Source organism: Microbacterium sp. LjRoot205 (genome assembly GCF_056175745.1).
Genome location: NZ_JBGFFH010000005.1, coordinates 176,333 through 195,421 on the forward strand (window position 1 = coordinate 176,333; position 19,089 = coordinate 195,421).

15 protein-coding genes are annotated in these 19,089 nt (G+C 68.8%); 8 read left to right on the top strand and 7 right to left on the bottom strand.

What is annotated here, in order from left to right; all coding sequences use genetic code 11:
• Window positions 1-25 precede the first annotated feature (25 nt).
• The 4 genes from AC04ME_RS12275 to AC04ME_RS12290 all read right to left on the bottom strand — a co-directional run bounded on the left by AC04ME_RS12275 (window position 26) and on the right by AC04ME_RS12290 (window position 3,469).
• Window positions 26-1,954 carry an MSCRAMM family protein gene (locus tag AC04ME_RS12275; RefSeq protein ID WP_475435207.1) on the bottom strand — a complete coding sequence of 643 codons (1,929 nt, stop codon included), beginning with the start codon at window positions 1,952-1,954 and terminating at the stop codon, window positions 26-28.
• A 139-nt stretch (window positions 1,955-2,093) separates the two neighbouring features.
• Complete coding sequence (locus AC04ME_RS12280; RefSeq protein ID WP_475435209.1) at window positions 2,094-2,720, bottom strand: dihydrofolate reductase family protein; 627 nt, start codon at window positions 2,718-2,720, stop codon at window positions 2,094-2,096.
• Between the two features lie 69 nt (window positions 2,721-2,789).
• Window positions 2,790-3,068: a winged helix-turn-helix transcriptional regulator gene (locus AC04ME_RS12285; protein ID WP_042541257.1), complete on the bottom strand. Its 279-nt coding sequence runs from the start codon at window positions 3,066-3,068 to the stop codon at window positions 2,790-2,792.
• Window positions 3,065-3,469, bottom strand: a complete 405-nt coding sequence (locus AC04ME_RS12290) for a VOC family protein (RefSeq protein WP_042541255.1) — start codon at window positions 3,467-3,469, stop codon at window positions 3,065-3,067. Before AC04ME_RS12290 ends, AC04ME_RS12285 begins: the two co-directional genes overlap by 4 nt.
• Window positions 3,470-3,579: 110 nt before the next feature.
• Here AC04ME_RS12290 and AC04ME_RS12295 point away from each other — a divergent pair, with 110 nt between their 5' ends.
• The 6 genes from AC04ME_RS12295 (at window position 3,580) to AC04ME_RS12320 (ending at window position 10,283) form a co-directional block, all read left to right on the top strand.
• A complete protein-coding gene (locus tag AC04ME_RS12295) occupies window positions 3,580-4,902 on the top strand; it encodes a sensor histidine kinase (protein ID WP_475435211.1) in 1,323 nt (440 codons plus the stop codon).
• Window positions 4,899-5,627, top strand: a complete 729-nt coding sequence (locus tag AC04ME_RS12300) for a response regulator (protein WP_367824446.1) — start codon at window positions 4,899-4,901, stop codon at window positions 5,625-5,627. The genes AC04ME_RS12295 and AC04ME_RS12300 overlap by 4 nt, the downstream gene beginning before the upstream one ends.
• 25 nt (window positions 5,628-5,652) lie before the next feature.
• A complete protein-coding gene (locus AC04ME_RS12305) occupies window positions 5,653-6,825 on the top strand; it encodes a benzoate/H(+) symporter BenE family transporter (RefSeq protein ID WP_475435213.1) in 1,173 nt (390 codons plus the stop codon).
• Window positions 6,826-6,923: 98 nt separating this feature from the next.
• Window positions 6,924-8,120: a hypothetical protein gene (locus tag AC04ME_RS12310; protein WP_475435215.1), complete on the top strand. Its 1,197-nt coding sequence runs from the start codon at window positions 6,924-6,926 to the stop codon at window positions 8,118-8,120.
• 172 nt (window positions 8,121-8,292) lie between these two features.
• Window positions 8,293-9,189, top strand: a complete 897-nt coding sequence (locus AC04ME_RS12315) for an ABC transporter ATP-binding protein (RefSeq protein ID WP_475435216.1) — start codon at window positions 8,293-8,295, stop codon at window positions 9,187-9,189.
• Window positions 9,186-10,283 carry an ABC transporter permease gene (locus AC04ME_RS12320; protein ID WP_475435218.1) on the top strand — a complete coding sequence of 366 codons (1,098 nt, stop codon included), beginning with the start codon at window positions 9,186-9,188 and terminating at the stop codon, window positions 10,281-10,283. Before AC04ME_RS12315 ends, AC04ME_RS12320 begins: the two co-directional genes overlap by 4 nt.
• A gap of 97 nt (window positions 10,284-10,380) precedes the next feature.
• Here AC04ME_RS12320 and AC04ME_RS12325 read toward each other — a convergent pair whose 3' ends face one another.
• Entirely contained in the window at window positions 10,381-13,878 is a 3,498-nt protein-coding gene (locus tag AC04ME_RS12325) for a proline dehydrogenase family protein (RefSeq protein WP_475435220.1), read from the bottom strand.
• Between the two features lie 147 nt (window positions 13,879-14,025).
• Between AC04ME_RS12325 and AC04ME_RS12330 the strand changes: the two genes are divergently transcribed.
• The gene (locus tag AC04ME_RS12330) at window positions 14,026-14,979 is read left to right on the top strand and encodes a LysR substrate-binding domain-containing protein (RefSeq protein ID WP_079113709.1); all 954 of its coding nucleotides are present in this window, start codon (window positions 14,026-14,028) and stop codon (window positions 14,977-14,979) included.
• Between the two features lie 54 nt (window positions 14,980-15,033).
• On the opposite strand, the gene ppk2 is transcribed toward AC04ME_RS12330, so the two are convergent.
• Window positions 15,034-15,861: a polyphosphate kinase 2 gene (gene ppk2, locus AC04ME_RS12335; protein WP_042536803.1), complete on the bottom strand. Its 828-nt coding sequence runs from the start codon at window positions 15,859-15,861 to the stop codon at window positions 15,034-15,036.
• Between the two features lie 262 nt (window positions 15,862-16,123).
• On the opposite strand from ppk2, the gene AC04ME_RS12340 reads away from it, so the two are divergent.
• On the top strand, window positions 16,124-16,711 hold the full coding sequence (locus AC04ME_RS12340) for a nitroreductase family protein (RefSeq protein ID WP_475435222.1): 588 nt from the start codon (window positions 16,124-16,126) through the stop codon (window positions 16,709-16,711).
• 89 nt (window positions 16,712-16,800) lie between these two features.
• Here the strand turns inward: AC04ME_RS12340 and AC04ME_RS12345 are convergent, their stop codons facing one another.
• A complete protein-coding gene (locus AC04ME_RS12345; protein ID WP_079113711.1) occupies window positions 16,801-19,023 on the bottom strand; it encodes an ATP-dependent Clp protease ATP-binding subunit in 2,223 nt (740 codons plus the stop codon).
• Between the last annotated feature and the right edge of the window lie 66 nt (window positions 19,024-19,089).

Consider the following 19,089-nt stretch of genomic DNA (forward strand, 5'->3'; position numbering starts at 1 on the left):
TGCCGGGCCCTCGTCAGCATTCGGGTCAGTTCTGTGCGCGTCGACGACGGACAAGCAGCATGCCGGCGAGCAGCAGGCCGGATGCCATCATCACCGCGAACGCCGGCGCATCGGCGCCAGTGCTGGCCAATGGTGCGCCGGCCCCTGTCACCGCCCCCGTGACCGTGGCTCCTGGTGCCGCAGTCACCAGCAGCGGCGCACTCGCCACGACCTCCGACTGCGCGTTCAACGCCACGAGCGTGTGCGTTCCGGGCGACGTGCTCGCAGGGACGCGGAAGGTACCCGTCAACGCGCCGCTCGCATCGGCGGTCAGAGTTCCCAGCGCTTGAGGAGCCGAGTGCAACTCGAATGCGATCTTCGCGCCAGGGGCGAACCCCGTGCCCGAGACGTCGATGTCGCTGCCGGCCCGGATCGACCCCGTTGCGAGCGCGAGTGCCGGCTCCGGCTCCGGCTCCGGCTCCGGCTCCGGCTTCGTGATGGGCACGAGCGTGAAGTCGATGCCGCCCACTGTCGTGGACGCTGCCGCCGTCACGGGAGTCGCGAGATCCGCCGTCTCGACGCCGTCGTAGAACTGCGGCTTCGCCGTCGTCGGGCTGTCGTTGTAGAAGATCACGGATGCCTTGAAGATGTACGTTCCCGCCGGGATGTTGAGCGTGTATGACCCCGTCTGCCAGTCGGCGATCACATATCCGACACGCTCATCGCCATCCCAGGCTTCGACGAGCATCTCGCGGCCCTCCGAGCTCACCATCGTGACGGTGCCGGTGATTGTCGCTGCTGAGTCGAGCTGAGCGTCGGTGCCTGTGATGTCGTCGCCAGATTCGACGACCACTGGAGTCGCAGCCTCCTCGGTGGCGGCATCCTCCCAGTACTCGTCGAGCAGGCCGGAATCGAATGCGTCGAAGTGCACGACATAGGTCCCCGGTGCGACGGCCGCTCGATAGCTCCCGTCACCGTTGATCGAGACGACTCGCATGTCCCGGTCGACGCCGCTGACCATGACAGAACCGAAAGCGGGAGTCCCGTCGGCGCTCTTCGTCACGGTGCCGCTGATGTAGCCGACGGAGTCGAGCGCGGCATCCACGTTCATGATCGCCTGCGCCCCGGTGATCGTGACGGGCGTCGCTGTGTCCCAGCTGTATGCGTTGCTCCAGTATTCCGAGACGAGCTCCGGGTCAGGCGAGCCGAAACGTACGCGGTACGCGCCCGCAGGAAGTCCGCCGAGACGGTACTCTCCCGCGGTGTCCGCTTGCGTGGACGCGACGATCTCGTTGTTCGCGTTGAGCGCCGAGACGTCAGCCCCCGCAACCGGGGAACCATCCTGCGCTCGCGTGACGACTCCCTCGATGGCGCCTCCGGCACGCAGCGAAGCGTCGATGTCGGTGACCGACGCGCCGCCCGTGATGGCGACAGGCGTGGCGGCTGAGAAGTCCGTCACGCCTTGCCAGTACTCGCGCATGAGGTCCGTTCCTCCTCCCGCGAAGAAGGACACGACGTAAGAATCGTCCGCGAGTCCACTCACGGTGTAGTCGCCGTTCGCGTCGGTGAGGGCCGACGGGGTCACCCACCCACTCCCGGTCAGCGACACGCTGACGCCTGAGATCGGAGCCCCGTCGTCTTCGCGCGTCACTGTGCCGCTGATCGTTCCTGTGCCTTGTGGCACGGGCGGCGGCGGCGGAATCACTGCGGGGGTCGGTATCAGCGCCGGTGCCGATGCAGATGCCGGTGCGTCCTCGACGACGGCCGGGGCAGGTGCCGTATCGACGTCGACGTCGTCGGCGATGCCCTCGAGCGGGTCGGCGGTCTCGTCGGCGGCCGCAGCCAGCACGTCCGCGACCGCGCCCGTCGGGGGATCGTCCTCCACCGCTCCCGCTGCCGTCGCTCCCCCGAGTGCGAGGGCGATCGCCGCCACCCCACCCAGGACTGCATGAATCAGAGCGCGTCGTTGCGCCATAGTCCCACCCTCCGACGGAGGTCGAGCGCGCCGTGAGTGAACCCTGCGCCCGACCTCGGAACCGCTGCCGATGCGGCCGCGTTGGGTTGAAGTTATCCGATCACAGCACAGGAGGGAACAAGCGGGGCGATATTTCGATTCAGTCCTCGAACGTCCCGACCTCCGGCACCCGATCCGTTCGTCCGTAGCGCAGCAGCATCACGCCGCTGTCGTCGACGGCCGGCGGCTCGAGCAGGCGCAGCACCGACGGCATGGCACCGTCGTCGAACACCTTCTTGCCCGTGCCGAGCAGGATCGGATACACCCACAGGTTCAGCTCGTCGAACAGCCCGTCGGCGAGCAGCGAGTGCACGAAGTCGATGCTGCCGATCACGTGCACCTCGTCGTGCTGTGCTCTCAGTTCGGCGATCTCGGCGGCGAGATCGTCCCCGACGCGGTGACTGTTCTGCCACGCGAGTGCGATGTCGGGGTTCCGCGACGCGACATACTTCGGCACCCGGTCGAAGAGCCTGCCGATCTCCCCCGACGGGCCTTCCGTGTGATGCGGCCAGTACGACGCGAAGATGTCGTAGGTGCGGCGGCCGAGCAGCAGGGCGTCGAGCCGCTGCATCCCCTGCGAGACGGTCTCTCCCATGCCCGACGACGGATACCCCGCCTGCCAGCCGCTGAATTCGAACCCTCCGGACGGATCCTCGTCGGTGCCGCCCGGGCCCTGGGCGACGCCGTCGAGGGTCATGAAGAGGTCGATCAGGATGCGTCCGGTCATCAGAGTGCTCCTTCGCACAAGAGGGCGGCGATGTTCCCAGTATGCGCTCGTGCGATGCCGTCGCGCCGTCTACCCTTCTGCACCCCAGCGACCGAGCTGCTCGATCGCCTCGCGCAGCGCGAGACCACGATCAGTGAGCGCGTAGGCACGCGTGTTGTGCCGCAGCGGCAGTCGACTCAAGACCCCGGCCGCTTCGAGCTCGCGCAGACGGGTCGCGAGGATGTTGGTCGGCACCCCGAGCTCACGCTGCAGGTCGCCGTATCTCTGCGGCCCAGCGAGCAGCTGCTCGACGATGAGCAGCGCCCACCGGGCGCCGACGATGTCGAGGGCGGCAGCGAGGTCGCTCACGCGTTCTGATCGGAATCCGACTTCATCCAGAACGGCGAGTAGTGATACCCGTCGGGGTCGTCGAACTGGCGCTGATACATGAACGAGTAGTCGTCGGTGTCGCCGATCCTGCCACCGGCGGCAGCGGCACGCTCGACGAGCTCATCGACGGCCTCGCGGCTGCCGAGATCGAACGAGACCGTCACCTTCGACGGCGTATCGGGTCCACCGATCACGTCCTCGGTGCCGCCGACGCTCGCATACATCTCGCGGCTGCCGAGCATGACGTACTGCTCGGGCGCGATCGCGAAGCACGACACATTGTGATCGGACATCTCGGCATTGAGGGTCCAGCCGAGAGCGGTGTAGAAGGCGGTGGCCCGGTCGACGCTCTCGACGGGGCAGGTGATGAAGATGCTCATGCGCCCACACTTGCAAAATACAAGTAACACGTCAAGAGGTCTCCGCGGCGAGCACACGATCCCCCGTGCGGGGGATGCCACCGCATCCGCCCCGGCTCTACGGTGGGGGGATGCCTGCAGCGCCGTTCACCCGCATCCCCAGCGTCCGCGAGCAGCGCGGCGATATCGTGCTCGCTGCGGTCATGTTCGTCGGCGCCGTTCTGAGCGCCGCACTCTCGACGGTGGCCGAGATCTACGGCGACACCAGGGCAGAGCCGTGGACCGCGCTGGTCTACGCGGTCGCCGTCACCGCTCCGCTCGCCGTGCGCCGGCGCTGGCCCGCCCCGGTCGCCGTCGCCATCTCGCTCGCGTACTTCCTCGCGATCACGTTTCAGGTGCCCGAGATCTACGTCGGCAACATCGCGATGTTCGTGTCGCTGTACACGGTGGGCGCGTGGATGAACAACCGCAGAGCCGCGATGATCGTGCGCGTCTCGATCATCGTCGGCATGTTCGTCTGGCTGATCATCACGATGTACCGACAGGCGATCGAAGAGGCCGACAAGGCCGAGGTCGCGGCGGGCCTCCTCTCGCCCTATCTCGCCTTCATGCTCATCCAGCTGCTGCTGAACGTGCTGTACTTCGGCGGTGCCTACTACTTCGGGGAGCGCTCGTGGCACGCCGCACAGGAGCGAGCGGTGCTGGAGCAGCGCACGGCCGAGCTCGAGAAGGAGCGCGAGGTCACCGCTGCCCAGGCCGTCGCGCTCGACCGCGTGCGCATCGCCCGAGAGCTGCACGACGTCGTCGCCCACCATGTGTCGGTGATGGGCGTGCAGGCGGGAGCCGCCCGGCTCGTGATCGATCAGGATCCGGAGAAGTCCAAGAGCATCCTCACGGGGATCGAGGCATCGGCGCGTGATGCGATCCACGAGCTGCGGCAGCTGCTCGAGACCCTCCGCACCCCTGGCGGCGAGACGACGGATGTCGCATCGACGGTGACGCTCGACGACATCCGCTCGCTCGTCGAGGCGTCGACGGAAGCGGGCCTGCCCACGCACTACGTCGTGATCGGCGAGCCGGTGCCCGTGCCCTCGATCGTCGCCGTGAATCTGTATCGCATCGCCCAGGAGTCGCTCACGAACGCCCGCCGTCACGCCGGCGTCGGCGCCACCGCCGATGTGCGCGTGCGTTACGACGACGACGGCGTCGAGGTCGAGATCGTCAACACCGGCCGCGCAGTGGCCGTGCTGCGCCCCGGGCTCGGCCAGCTCGGCATGCGCGAGCGCGCCGCCGCATCCGGGGGCACGCTCGACGTCGCTCCGCGTGCGGCGGGAGGGCTGCGCGTGCGGGCACGCGTTCCCCTGACCGGCGACGGCAGCCAGACCGAGCCCACGGCCCCTACCGCCCCCGCGGCGCCCACCGAGACGTTGATCGAGACGAGCACCACCTCATGAGCCAGACCGATGCGCCGATCCGAGTCCTGCTCGTCGACGATCATGCGATGCTGCGAGCAGGATTCCGGACCATCCTCGACACGCAACCCGACATCACGGTGGTCGGCGAGGCGGCAACCGGCGCCGAGGCGGTCGCCCAGGCGTCTGCCCTGCGCCCCGACGTGATCACGATGGACGTGCAGATGCCCGACATGGACGGCATCGAGGCCACCAGGCGGATCGTCGCCGACGCGGGCGTCGGAGCGGCCATCGCGATCGTGACGACGTTCGACCGCGACGACTACCTCTACCAGGCGCTGGATGCCGGAGCGAGCGGCTTCCTGCTCAAGAACGCCGGTGCGGAGGATCTCATCGCGGCGGTCCGGGCTCTCGCAGCGGGCGACGGGATGCTGGCGCCCGAGGTCACGCGTCGGGTGCTGGCTCGATTCACGACAGCATCCTCTCGGGCATCCGGCCCGGCATCCGCTTCGGCATCCGCCGGGGAATCGACGCCGACCGCCGCGCCGTCACAGGTCGCCCCGACCGTGCTCCTCGACCCGCTCACCGAGCGCGAGGCCGAGGTGCTGGTGCTGCTGGCCGACGCCCGCAGCAACGCCGAGATCGCCGGCGCCCTGTTCATCGGAGAGGCCACCGTGAAGACCCACGTCTCGCGGATCCTGCAGAAGCTCGGTGCGCGTGATCGCGTGCAGGCCGTGGTGCTCGCGCACCGGATGGGACTCACGTAACGCCGACCCCGATACCCTCGGATCCATGACCACCGCCGCACCTCTGTCTCGACCGATCCTGGCCGGGGTGGTCACCGCACTGGTCGGATTCACGAGTTCGTTCGCCGTCGTGCTCACGGGTCTCGGCGCCGTCGGCGCCACACCTGCGCAGGCGGCCAGCGGACTGCTCGCCGTCAGCCTCACTATGGGACTCGCCTGCATCGTGCTCGCCTGGCGGTATCGGATGCCGATCACCGTCGCCTGGTCGACCCCCGGCGCCGCACTCCTCGCCGCGACCGGAGTGGTCGACGGCGGATGGCCTGCCGCCGTCGGCGCGTTCCTCGTCGCGTCCGCGCTCATCCTGCTCACGGCGCTCTGGCCGGCGCTCGGTGCGCTGATCGCCCGCATCCCGCCGTCCATCGCGCAGGCGATGCTCGCCGGAGTGCTGCTGCCACTGTGTCTCGCGCCGATCACCGGCCTCGTTGCGAACCCGTGGGGCGTGGTTCCGGTCGTGCTGACGTGGCTGGTGTTCGCACGCCTCGCGCCGCGGTGGGCCGTCCCCCTCGCCTTCGTCGCCGCAGCGATCGTGGTGGCCGTCTCGCTGATCCAGGAGCGCTCAGCAGTCGACGCCGGACTCCTCGTGCCCCGGCTCGAACTCACCGCCCCCACCTTCACGGTCGGCGCTCTCGTCGGTCTGGCTCTGCCGCTGTTCATCGTCACGATGGCCTCGCAGAACGTCCCCGGCATCGCCATCATGCGCAGCTTCGGCTACGAGGTCCCCTGGCGTCCTGCGATGCTCGTGACGGGTGTCGGAACGGCGGTCGGCGCGACCGCCGGCGGCCACGCCATCAATCTCGCGGCGATCAGCGCCGCCCTCGCCGCCTCGCCCGACGCCGACCCCGATCCGAAGCGCCGTTGGGTCGCCGGGGTCTCGACCGGAGTCTCGTACCTGCTGCTCGGCGGGTTCTCGGCGGCCTTCGCCACGCTCGTGCTCCTGGCCCCCGAGGCGGTGATCCCTGCGGTGGCAGGTCTCGCGCTGTTCGCCGCCTTCGGGTCGTCCGTGCAGCAGGCGATCGACGACCCGGGCGAGCGCATCCCCGCGGTCGTGACCTTCCTTGTCGCGGCCTCCGGCATCGCGGTGCTGGGAGTCAGCGCCGCCTTCTGGGCTCTCGTCGCGGGCCTCGTCGTGCGCACGGCGCTGCATGCCGGGCGCCGCTGACCCCGGCCAGCACTGGCACCGGCCAGCACTGACACCGGCCAGCACTGGCACCGCACGGCGCCGGCACCTCACGGAACGCCCTCGGCTACCGTGGACGCGTGACAGTTCCCACGCCTGCTCCTGTGCCGTCGGCCGGTGCGCCAGTCGGATACTTCGACGCACGTGCACTGCTCGACCCGGTGAATCCCGCCGAGGTCGACGCCTTCGCCCGAGCGCAGCGCGCGGCGAACCCCACGCCGGCCGGTCGGATCGTCGCGTGGGTGGTCGCGGGGTTCGCCCTGCTGTGCGTGGTGCCGGTCCTCGCGATCATGATCCTGGGCCTGGGCTATGCGATCGGTCGTGAGACGGGGGTCGCGGTCGCCGCTCTCCTCGGACTGATGCTGCTCGCGGGCCTCGTCATCGGGATCGTGATGCTGGTGCGTCGCAGCATCCGTCTGCGCAATCTCACCCGATTCCGCCTCGCGCGCTTCGCCGGGGCGAACGCGATGAGCTACATCGAGCGGATCGACGACCCGCCGTTGCCCGGCATGATCTTCTCGTCGGGGTCGAGCCGCATGTCTACCGACGTGCTGCGAGGGGTCGAACCGCGCTTCGTCGAGTTCGGCAACTACCAGTACACGACCAGCAACGGCAAGCAGTCGACGACCCACCGCTGGGGATACGTCGCGGTGAAGCTCGACGTGCCGCTGCCGAACATCGTGCTCGACGCGCTCGGCAACAACACTCTCGGCAGCACGCTCGCGGCCGCGTTCAGCAGCGACCAGCGGCTCTCGCTCGAGGGCGACTTCGACCGGTACTTCTCGTTGTACTGCCCGACCGGATACGAGGTCGACGCCCTGTATCTGTTCACCCCCGACGTCATGGCGCGGTTCATCGACCACGCGGCGCAGCTCGACGTCGAGATCGTCGACGACTGGCTCTTCCTCTATGCGCGCCGCAACCTGTCGACGCTCGACCCCGCGACCTGGGCCTGGCTCTTCGGCGCGGTCGGGGCGCTGCTCACCAAGCTCGATCAGTGGGCGCGCTGGCGCGACGACAGGCTGCGGCTCGCGGCGCAGCATCCGTCCCTCCCGACCTACGGCGCCCCGGCTCCGGCGCCTGCCGGAGCACCCGCCTTGCCGTTCGCCGCTCCGGCGGGGATGCTGACCCCTCCGCCCATCGGCGTCGCCCCGCCCGGTCAGCGCCTCAGGCGACGGAGTCCCTGGCTGATCGTCGGGATCATCCTGGGGATCACGTTCGTCGTGACCGCGGCGCCGTTCGCGCTCGGGATCTTCTCGGTGCTGTTCCTGCGCTGAGCACTTCGCTCTCCCGCCCGCGCTTCACCGCTCTCCCCCGCACGGCTGACGACTGCCCACGGGGGAAATCGCAGATCCCCCGCACGGATCCGCCGCAGGGGGGATGCCGAGGCCGATCACCGCGCCATAGCGTGAGGGCATGCGATGCACTGAGCGAACGGAGTAAGTCGAAGTGACCACAGGAAAGCTCGTACTCACCGGCATCACCAAGAGCTACGGCTCTCGGCGCGTGCTCGACGACGTCTCGTTCGAGGTGTCCCCCGGGCGCCTCACCGGGTTCGTCGGCGGCAACGGCGCCGGCAAGACCACGACGATGCGCATCGTGCTGGGCCTGCTCGGCTCCGACGGAGGACGCGTCGAACTCGACGGCGTCGCCCTGACCAGCGCAGACCGCCGTCTCTTCGGCTACATGCCCGAGGAGCGTGGCCTGTACCCCAAGATGAAGGTGCTCGAGCAGATCGTGTACCTCGCCCGACTGCACGGGATGAGCAAGGCGGATGCCACGGCACGGGCGACCGCGCTGCTCACCGAACTCGGGCTCGAGGAGCGCCTCGACGACACGATCGAATCGCTGTCGCTCGGCAACCAGCAGCGCGCGCAGATCGCCGCAGCGCTCGTGCACGACCCCGAGGTGCTGATCCTCGACGAGCCGTTCTCGGGCCTCGACCCGCTCGCCGTCGACGTCGTCGCGTCGGTGCTGCAGGCGAGCGCCGCCAAGGGTGCGTCGATCCTGTTCTCGTCTCACCAGCTCGACGTCGTCGAGCGGCTCTGCGACGACCTCGTGATCCTCGCCGGAGGCACGATCCGCGCGTCCGGCTCCCGTGACGGGCTGCGCGCGCAGCACGCCGGCAACCGGTACGAGCTCGTCTCGGCAGGGGATGCCGGATGGCTGCGCGCCGAACCCGGCGTCACCGTCGTCGACTTCGAGGGCGGCTACGCCCTGTTCGACGCCGACGACGTCGACACCGCCCAGCGCGTCCTGCGCACCGCCGTCGACCGCGGCGATGTCGCGAGCTTCGCGCCCAAKCATCCGTCCCTCGCCCAGATCTTCAAGGAGGTCATCCAGTGAGCACCTCGAACACCACCGGCTCGCCGTCGCAGGCATCGCTGATCTGGCTCGTCGCCGAGCGGGAGATCGGATCGAAGCTGCGCAGCAAGGCCTTCCTGATCTCGACCGGCATCCTGCTGTTCCTCGCTCTCGCCGCCATCGTGATCGGCGGCTTCGCGAGCAAGAACACCGACGCGATGCCCGTGGCCGTGACCTCTGAGACCGCATCCGTGGTGTCTGCCCTGCCCGACCTCGAGATCACGGAGGTGGCCGACCAGGCCGCGGCCGAAGAGCTCGTGCGCTCGGAGAAGGTCGATGCCGCGGTCGTCCCCGGCGAGGGCCCGACCGGGGTCACGATCGTCGCCCTCAAGGACGCGCCCACCGGTCTCGTGTCTGCGCTCTCGCAGGCTCCGGACATCGAGATCCTCGAACCCGCGACGACGAACCCGCTGCTGCGGTACTTCATCGCGATCGCATTCGGCGCCGTGTTCATGGGTGCGGCCGCGACCTTCGGCGGCACGATCGCGCAGAGCGTCGTCGAAGAGAAGCAGACCCGCGTCGTCGAGATCCTGCTGTCGACCATCTCGGCCCGCACCCTGCTCGCCGGCAAGGTGATCGGCAACACGATCCTCGCGATGGGGCAGATCCTCGCCCTGGCGGCGGTCGCGACGATAGGGCTCATAGCGACGGGTCAACGCGAGGTGCTGTCGACCCTCGGCGCCCCCATCATCTGGTTCGCGGTGTTCTTCCTGTTCGGGTTCATCCTGCTCGCGGCCCTGTTCGCCGCCGCCGCATCGATGGTGTCGCGTCAGGAGGACATCGGCTCGACCACGACTCCGATCACGATGCTGATCATGGCGCCGTACGTGCTCGTGATCGTCTTCAACGACAACCCGCTGGTGCTGACGATCATGTCGTACGTGCCGTTCTCGGCTCCGGTCGGCATGCCGATGCGGCTCTTCGTGGGCGAGGCGCAGTGGTGGGAGCCGCTGCTCAGCCTAGTGATCCTGCTGGCCAGCTGTGTCGCGGCGATCGTGATCGGCGCGAAGATCTACGAGAACTCGCTGCTGCGCATGGGTTCGCGGGTCAAGCTGGGCGAGGCGCTGCGCGGCTGATCACAGCCCCGCCCCGGACGCCCGCTCCGACGACGAGGCCCCACCCYGCAGAYRTCTGCGGGGTGGGGCCTCGTCGTTCAGATGGTCACGGACCGGTTCAGATCAGGCCGTCCGACAGGGTGGTGGGGTTGCCGAACCGGTGGTTGGTGATCGACACGGCCTGCTCGTGCAGGAACGGCAGCATCTCGACGCGACCGGCACCCGTGACCGCATGCGACCAGACGGCGACATCGGGCGTGCCGCCGAGCGCCTCGAACAGCGCAGCCGCATCGCCGCCGACGAGACGCACGCGCTGCCAGCTGTGCTCGGCCTTCGCCGCCGCCTTCGCGTAGCGCTTGACCCAGGCGGCGTCGTTCTCGAGCTTCGGAGTCACGCCCTGGGCGCGCAGCGCCTTCTCGACCCGCGAGGGCAGGGCCGATGCGGACACCGTGAACGGGCTGCCGCTGCGCAGGGCCGCGGCGATCACGCGGATGCCGTCGGCGAGCGGTGCGTCCTCGGCGATGCGCACGTCGACGGCGACCGGGCGGTACCGGAACACGTTGCGCTCGACGCCGAGACCCGACTTGTCGCTCACGGCGCCGAACTCGTCGACCCAGGCGCGCTCGTCGGAGGCGGCGGCACGGTGCAGCCACTCGATCTCGACGGCGCCGAGGTCGGAGCCGGCCGCGGCGAGCACCGCCTCGACCGAGGGGTTCACCGCAGCCCCGGGAGCCGCGGCGGGGAGCTCGGCCGGAGCCCACTCGCCGAGACCGAACAGGTAGTTCGGGCCTCCGGCCTTGGCGCCGGCGCCGACTGCCGACCGCTTCCAGCCGCCGAACGGCTGGCGCTGCACGATCGCGCCGGTGATGCCGCGGTTGACATAGAGGTTGCCGGCCTCGACGCGGTCGAGCCAGGTGGCGACCTCGTCGGAGTCGAGTGAGTGGATGCCGGCGGTGAGGCCGTAGTCCACGGCGTTCTGCAGGCGGATCGCCTCGTCGAGGTCCTTGGCGTGCATGATCCCGAGCACCGGCCCGAAGAACTCGGTCAGGTGGGTCGTCGAACCGGGGGCGACGCCGATCTTGACGCCCGGCGTCCACTGCGTGCCCTCGTCGTCGAGCTTCTTCGGCTCGACGAGCCAGCGCTCGCCCTTCTCGAGGGTCGTCAGCGCGGTGAGCAGCTTGCCGTTCGCCGGCTCGATGATCGGACCCATCTGCGTGGCGGGGTCTTCGGGCAGTCCGACGCGCATCGAGGTGACCGCATCGACGAGCTGACGCTCGAACCGCTGCGAGTCGGCGACCGAGCCGACGAGGATCGCGAGCGATGCGGCCGAGCACTTCTGCCCGGCGTGGCCGAATGCACTGCGGGCCACATCGGCGGCCGCCAGGTCGAGGTCGGCCGAGGGCGTGACGATGATCGCGTTCTTGCCGCTCGTCTCGGCGAGCAGCGGCAGGTCGGAGCGGAACGAGCGGAACAGCTGCGCCGTCTCGTATGCACCGGTGAGGATCACGCGGTCGACCTCGGGGCTGGCGACGAGGCGGGTGCCGAGGTCGCGGTTCGCGAGATCCACCAGTGCGAGAAGGTCGCGCGGAACGCCCGCGGCCCACAGCGCCTCGACCATGACCGCGCCGCAGCGCTGCGTCAGCTTGGCCGGCTTGATGATCACACCGGAGCCGGAGGCGAGACCCGCGAGCACGCCACCGGCGGGGATCGCGACCGGGAAGTTCCACGGCGGGGTGACGACGGTCACCTTCGACGGCACGAACTCGGCGCCCGAGATGTTCTCGAGGTCGAGGGCGCGCTCGGCGTAGTAGTGCGCGAAGTCGATCGCCTCGGAGACCTCGGGGTCGGCCTCGGCGATGGTCTTGCCCGCCTCGTGCGCCATGATCTCGATCAGCTGACCACGGCGGGCGGCGAGCTCATCACCCGCGCGGTGCAGCACGGCGGCACGCTCGGCGGCAGGAAGCGCCGCCCATCGAGCGGCGGCGGCGGATGCGGCGGCGAAGATCCCGTCGAGCTCGTCGGTCGTCTCGACCTTGGCCAGGGCGATCGAGTCCAGACCCAGCGTCGAATCGACCGAGCGCTGCAGGATCTCACGACCCCAGGTGCGGTTCACGGCGATCGCCGGGTCGCTGTCGGGCTGGTTCTCGAAGCCGGTGGTGACGGCCGCGCCCGCACCGGCAGCCGCCTCAGCGGCGCGGTCCTGCACGCGGTTCGACGAGGGCACCGAGCGGTCGGCCTCGAGGCCGGCGAGCGAACGCTCGAACCGCTCGCGCTCCCGGGTGAGCAGCGCCGGGTCGGAGGCCAGCTCGAACACGGCAGACATGAAGTTCTCGGGGCTGGCGTTCTCTTCGAGGCGACGCACGAGGTAGGCGATGGCCACGTCGAACTCGGCCGGGTTCACGACGGGTGTGTAGAGCAGCAGCTGACCGACGTCCTTGCGCACGGCCTCCGCCTGGCCGGTCGCCATGCCCAGGAGCATCTCGTATTCGACGGCGTCCGTCACGCCACGCGCCTGCGCGAGCAGCCACGTGTAGGCGATGTCGAACAGGTTGTGGCCTGCGACGCCGATGCGCACGGCATCCAGTCGCTCGGGAGTCATCGACCAGTCGAGCACGCGCTTGTAGTTCGTGTCGGAGTCCTGCTTGGTGCCATAGGTCGCCAGCGGCCAGCCGTGCACCTTCGAGTCGACCTCTTCCATCGCCAGGTTCGCGCCCTTGACGACGCGGACCTTGATGGGCGCTCCGCCCTTCGCGCGCCGGGCGGCGGCCCACTCCTGCAGGTGCTGCATCGCGCCGAGCGCGTCGGGCAGATAGGCCTGCAGCACGATGCCGGCCTCGAGCTTCTCGAGACCCGGCTGGTCGAGGATGCTGGTGAACGCCGCGATCGTCAGGTCGAGGTCGCGGAACTCCTCCATGTCGAGGTTGATGAACTTCGTCTTGCCTGCGGCCTCCGAGGTCGCCGCGAGCTCGTAGAGCGGGGTGAGCTTCTCGACGACGTCGGCCACGGCCTCGTCGAACGACCACATCGACAGCTGGCTGACGACGCTCGAGACCTTGATCGACACGTAGTCGACGTCCTTGCGGGCGAGGAAGTCGTAGGTGCCCTGCAGGCGACGACCGGCCTCGCGCTCACCGAGCACGGCCTCGCCGAGGAGGTTGAGATTGAGGCGGTTGCCGCTCTTGCGCAGCTTCGTGATCGCGGGGCCGAGCTTCGACGGGGTCGCGTCGAGCACGAGGTGTCCGACCATGGCGCGCAGCACGCGCCGCGAGATCGGCACCACGACGCCGGGGAGCTTCGGCGCCCAGAACCCGCCCGTCTTGATGGCGGCACGCAGGTATCCGGGCAGCAGCGAGGGGGTGATCTCCGAGAGGTCGGCGAGCGCACGGCCCGCGACGCTGAGATCTTCGGGGCGCATCACGCCGTCGACGAAGCCGACGGTGAACGCGAGTCCGTTCGGGTCCTTGAGGACCTCCGACAGGCGCTGGGCTGCGGGCTCGACGGGGTGGGTCTCGCTCTCGGCGAGCCAGCGCTGCACGAGGGCGGCGACCTCTTCCGTGCGGGGGGTGGCGCCGCGGGAGGTGGCGTCGGGGGTGGTGGTGTCGGCGGCGACAGTCATCGGGGAACCTTCCAGGGGGATCGCACACCCGGGTACGTGTGCGGCTCGATCATTGTCAGGCGCGCGAGTAGGCTACGTCTATCAACCGATTCGCGAGCATTCTGTTCATTCAGAGTGAACGATTCGAACCACTCGGAAAGGGAGCGGATGCTCGACGTCAACCGACTGCGGATGCTGGTCGAACTGTCGCGTCGAGGAACCCTCTCAGCCGTCGCCGACGCGCTCTCCTACAGCAAGGCCTCGGTGTCTCAGCAGCTCAGCGCGCTCGAACGAGACGTGGGAGTCCCGCTGCTCCGCCGCGTCGGGCGAGGCGTGCAGTTCACCCCGCAGGGCAACGTGCTCGTGGGTGAGGCCATCGGCATCCTCGATCAGCTCGAGCACGCCGAGGTCGCCGTCGCCGAGTCGCTGACGGAGGTGACCGGAACGGTGCACATCGCCGTCTTCCAGTCCACGGCGCACTCCCTGCTGCCCGGCGCGCTCAACACGCTGCGTGAGCAGCATCCCGCGCTCCGCGTCGAGGTGACCGAGAGCGACCCCGAGACCGGACTCGTGGGCGTCTCGAGCCGCGACTTCGATCTGATCCTCGCCGAGCAGTACCCCGGTCGCACCCGCCCGATCCACGCCGACCTCGACCGGGTGGTGCTCGTGCACGACTCGATCGCGCTCGCCCGGCGCCCGGGCACGCCGGAGTCCGCCGCTGCCACAGCCACCGCTGTCACAGCCGCCGCTGTCACAGCCGCCGATGCCACTGCGGCGCTGTGGTCGACGAGAGACGAGCCGTGGGTGCTCGAGCCCGCAGGCACAGCGTCGCGAGCCTGGGCCGAGCAGCTTTGCCGCACGGCCGGCTTCGAACCCGACGTGCGCTTCGAGGTCGCCGACCTCACCGCGCACGTGCGCCTCATCCGCGCGGGCCTCGCCGTCGGTCTGCTGCCCGAGCTCGTGTGGGCCGGCGAGGCGCCCACCGTGGCGCTCACGCCCTTGCCCGATGAGCCGCGTCGGGAGATCTTCTCGTCGGCTCGCCGGGTGTCGGCCGCCGCCCCGTCGATCCGCGCGGTGCGCCGCGCACTGGCATCCGCCGCATCCCGCAACCTGCTGGACTGAGCCGACGAAGAGTCGGGCACGGTCGGGCGCGCGCGGGGCGCGACGTCAGGTCGTCTACAGGGTCGCTGCGTGATCGGGCACGAATGCGTGCTCGTCGATCGGCGGGCGCGGAGCTCCGGACGCCGCGGGACGATCGGGAAAGTGGACCTCTTCGGGGTCGAGCCGGCGATAGGGGATCTGGCTCAGAAGGTGGTGGATGGTGTTGAGCCTGGCGGCCTTCTTGTCGTCGCTGTCGATCGACCACCAGGGCGCTCTCTCGCGATCGGTGACGTCGAACATCGCGTCCTTGGCCTGGGAGTAGTCCTCCCAGCGGGAGATGGAGGCCAGGTCGGTGTCTGAGAGCTTCCAGCGTCGCATCGGGTCGTTCAGGCGCGATCGGAATCTCTTCTCCTGCTCGATGTCGGATACGGAGTACCAGTACTTCAGCAGGATGATCCCGTCGTCGACGAGCATCTGCTCGACGACGGGAACCTGCGCGAGGAAGCGATCGTATTCCTCGTCGGTGCAGTAGCCCATCACCTTCTCGACGCCGGCGCGGTTGTACCATGAGCGATCCATCAGCACGATCTCGCCCTTGGTGGGCAGCCGTTCGATGTACCGCTGGAAGTACCACTGCCCCTTCTCGCGCTCGGACGGCTGCGGCAGGGCGACCACCCGGGCGTGCCGTGGGTTGAGGTACTGCATCACACGCTTGATCGCACCGCCTTTGCCCGCAGCATCGCGGCCCTCGAAGATCACCAGAATCCGCGCGTCGGCCGCGATGACCCACTGCTGCATGCTGACGAGCTCGATCTGCAGGCGCCGCAACTCCTTCTCATAGAGCTTCTTGTCGATGCGAGCGTGCTTCTGCTTCTTCTTCTTGTCATGGGTCTTGCTGGCCATCTTGTTCTTCCGTCCGTGGCGTGGGTGAAGGGCGGCCGCCCACGCCCGATCTCGAGAGACAACCAGACCTCGGTCGACCGGAGAAGCCCCTTGCTTTCGGGCAGCGCAGCGGATCGCGCGCCGAACACGGACGCCGCGATGCCCGGTGACAGACGAGCTGGACGTCACGCGGCGTCATCGGGAATATGCATTCACATGCATCTGTTGAGATCCTCGTACCCGGACGAAGGAGTCCGATCGATTCCTTCTGAAAGGCACTTCTGTGAGCACTCCCGTGATCGACCGCACCGCCCCCACCGAGCACCCCGTCCTCGACGTCCTCGCCGGGCGCTGGAGCCCGCGCGCGTACGACGCCGAGAACTCGATCGACGACGCCAAGCTGAACGCCGCCCTCGAGGCCGCTCGCTGGTCGCCCTCCGCCTACAATCTGCAGCCGTGGCGCTTCATCGTCGCTCGGCGCGGCACCGCTCTGTTCGACCAGGTCGTCGACTCCCTGGTCGAGTTCAACCAGCTCTGGGCCTCGAAGGCCTCGGCTCTGATCGTCGCGATCGCCGAGACCGAGTCCGAAGACGGCAAGGCCATCAGTCACGCCGTCTACGACCTCGGCCAGGCCGTGGCGCACTTCTCGGTGCAGGCCCACCACGAGGGTCTCCTCGTGCACCAGATGAGCGGTTTCGACCCCGAGGCCGTCCGCGAGTTCGCCGACCTGTCGCCGCGGTTCGCCGCCATCACCGTGATCGCGGTCGGCGAGCTCGGCGACGCTTCGGGCCTTCCGGAGGGCCTCCAGCAGGGCGAGACGGCGCCGCGCGTGCGTCGCCCGATCGCCGAGACGGTCATCCTCAGCGCCTGACACAGCGCCAGGCACAGCAGTCGCCCCCATCAGGGGGCGCACAAGAGGGGCGGATGCCACAGCATCCGCCCCTCTTGTCGTATTCGGTTCTACTCGTCGAGCAGCTCGGCCTCGATCACGTCGTCGTCTTCGCCGGACCCCAGGTCGGGTTCGGGCTCGGGCGAGGTCGACGTGAGCACGAGGCCCGCGCCGTCGACCGCGACATCGACCCTCACCAGATCGCCGTCGTGCACGCCGCCGGAGAGCAGCGCCGTGGCCAGCTTGTTCTGCACCTCGGTCTGGATGAGACGGCGCAGCGGGCGAGCACCGAACATCGGGTCGTATCCGCGCTCGGCGAGCCACGCCCGAGCATCGGGAGTGACCGCCAGCGTGAGTCGCCGGTCGCGCAGCCGGTCGTGCAGCTGATCGATCGACAGCTCGACGATCTGGGCCAGATCGTCTTGGCTGAGCGCGGAGAACATCACGATGTCGTCGAGACGGTTGAGGAACTCGGGCCGGAACGCCTGGTGCACGAGAGCCATCACCTGCTCGCGCTTCTCATCGGGAGACAGCGTCGGGTCGATGAGGATGGGTGAGCCGAGGTTCGAGGTCAGGATCAGGATCACGTTCGTGAAGTCGACCGTTCGCCCCTGCCCGTCGGTCAGACGGCCGTCGTCGAGAACCTGCAGCAACACGTCGAACACCTCGGGGTGCGCCTTCTCGACCTCGTCGAGCAGCACGACGCTGTACGGACGCCGCCGCACGGCCTCGGTGAGCTGCCCACCCTGCTCGTAGCCGACGTATCCCGGAGGGGCGCCGACGAGCCGCGAGACCGAGTGCTTCTCGCCGTACTCCGACATGTCGATGCGCACCATGGCGCGCTCGTCGTCGAACAGGAAGTCGGCCAGAGCCTTCGCCAGCTCGGTCTTTCCGACGCCTGTCGGCCCGAGGAACAGGAACGATCCGGTCGGCCGACCGGGGTCACTGATGCCCGCCCGCGAACGGCGGACCGCATCGGACACCGCCTTGACGGCATCCTTCTGCCCGATGAGGCGCTTGCCGAGCTCGGATTCGAGGTGCAGCAGCCGCTCGCTCTCACCCTGCAGCAGTCGACCGACGGGGATGCCGGTCCACGCGGCGATCACGGCGGCGATGTCCTCGTCGGTGACCTGCTCGTTGACCATGCGCCCCTCTGTCGAGACCGTGGCCTCGGCCTGCTCGGCTTCGGCGATGTCGCGCTCGAGGCGCTTGATCGTCTCGTATTCGAGCTTCGAGGCGCGGGTGTAGTCGGCCTCGCGCATGGCGAGGTCGCGCTGCGTGATCGCGTCGTCGAGCTGCTTCTTGAGCTCTCCGACCCGGTTCAACCCCTGGCGCTCGCGCGCCCAGCGGGCTTCGAGCTCGGCCAGCTGCGCTTCCATGCCCACGAGCTGCTCGCGGAGGGCCGCGAGTCGTTCTTTCGAGGCGGCGTCCTTCTCGCGCTTGAGAGCGAGCTCTTCGAGCTTCATGCGGTCGACCTGGCGCTTGAGCTGGTCGATCTCGACGGGAGACGAATCGATCTCCATCTTGAGACGCGACATCGACTCGTCGATCAGGTCGATCGCCTTGTCGGGGAGCTGCCTCGCGGGCAGGTACCGGTTCGACAGTGCAGCGGCGGCGACCAGCGCACTGTCGGCGATCGTCACCCCGTGGTGCGCCTCGTAGCGCCCCTTGAGCCCTCGCAGGATCGCGATGGTGTCTTCGACAGTGGGCTCGCCGACGTAGACCTGTTGGAAGCGCCGCTCGAGAGCGGCATCCTTCTCGATGAACTCGCGGTACTCGTTGAGGGTCGTCGCGCCGATCAGTCGCAGCTCACCCCTGGCGAGCATGGGCTTGAGCATGTTCGACGCGGCCACCGAGCCTTCACCACCGCCGGCGCCCATCAGCACGTGCAGCTCGTCGATGAAGGTGATGATCTGCCCGTCGGATTCGGTGATCTCCTTGAGCACGCTCTTCAGCCGCTCTTCGAACTGCCCGCGGTACATGGCCCCGGCGACGAGGGCCGAGATGTCGAGCGACACGAGCTCTTTGTCCTTGAGCGACTCTGCGACGTCGCCCGCGACGATGCGCTGGGCGAGGCCCTCGACGACGGCGGTCTTGCCTACGCCCGGCTCGCCGATCAGCACCGGGTTGTTCTTCGTGCGGCGCGTGAGCACCTGACTGACGCGGCGGATCTCACTGTCGCGTCCGATCACGGGGTCGAGCTTGCCCTGGCGGGCGCGGTCGGTGAGGTTGATACCGAACTGCTCGAGGGCGGACTGCTGGTCGTCGTTCTGCGTGCTCTGTGGGCTGGGCATATGTTCCTCCTGGGGAGACTCCTTCTGATCACTGTCTTGTCGTCATGGTCCGAAAAGTTGAGTGGA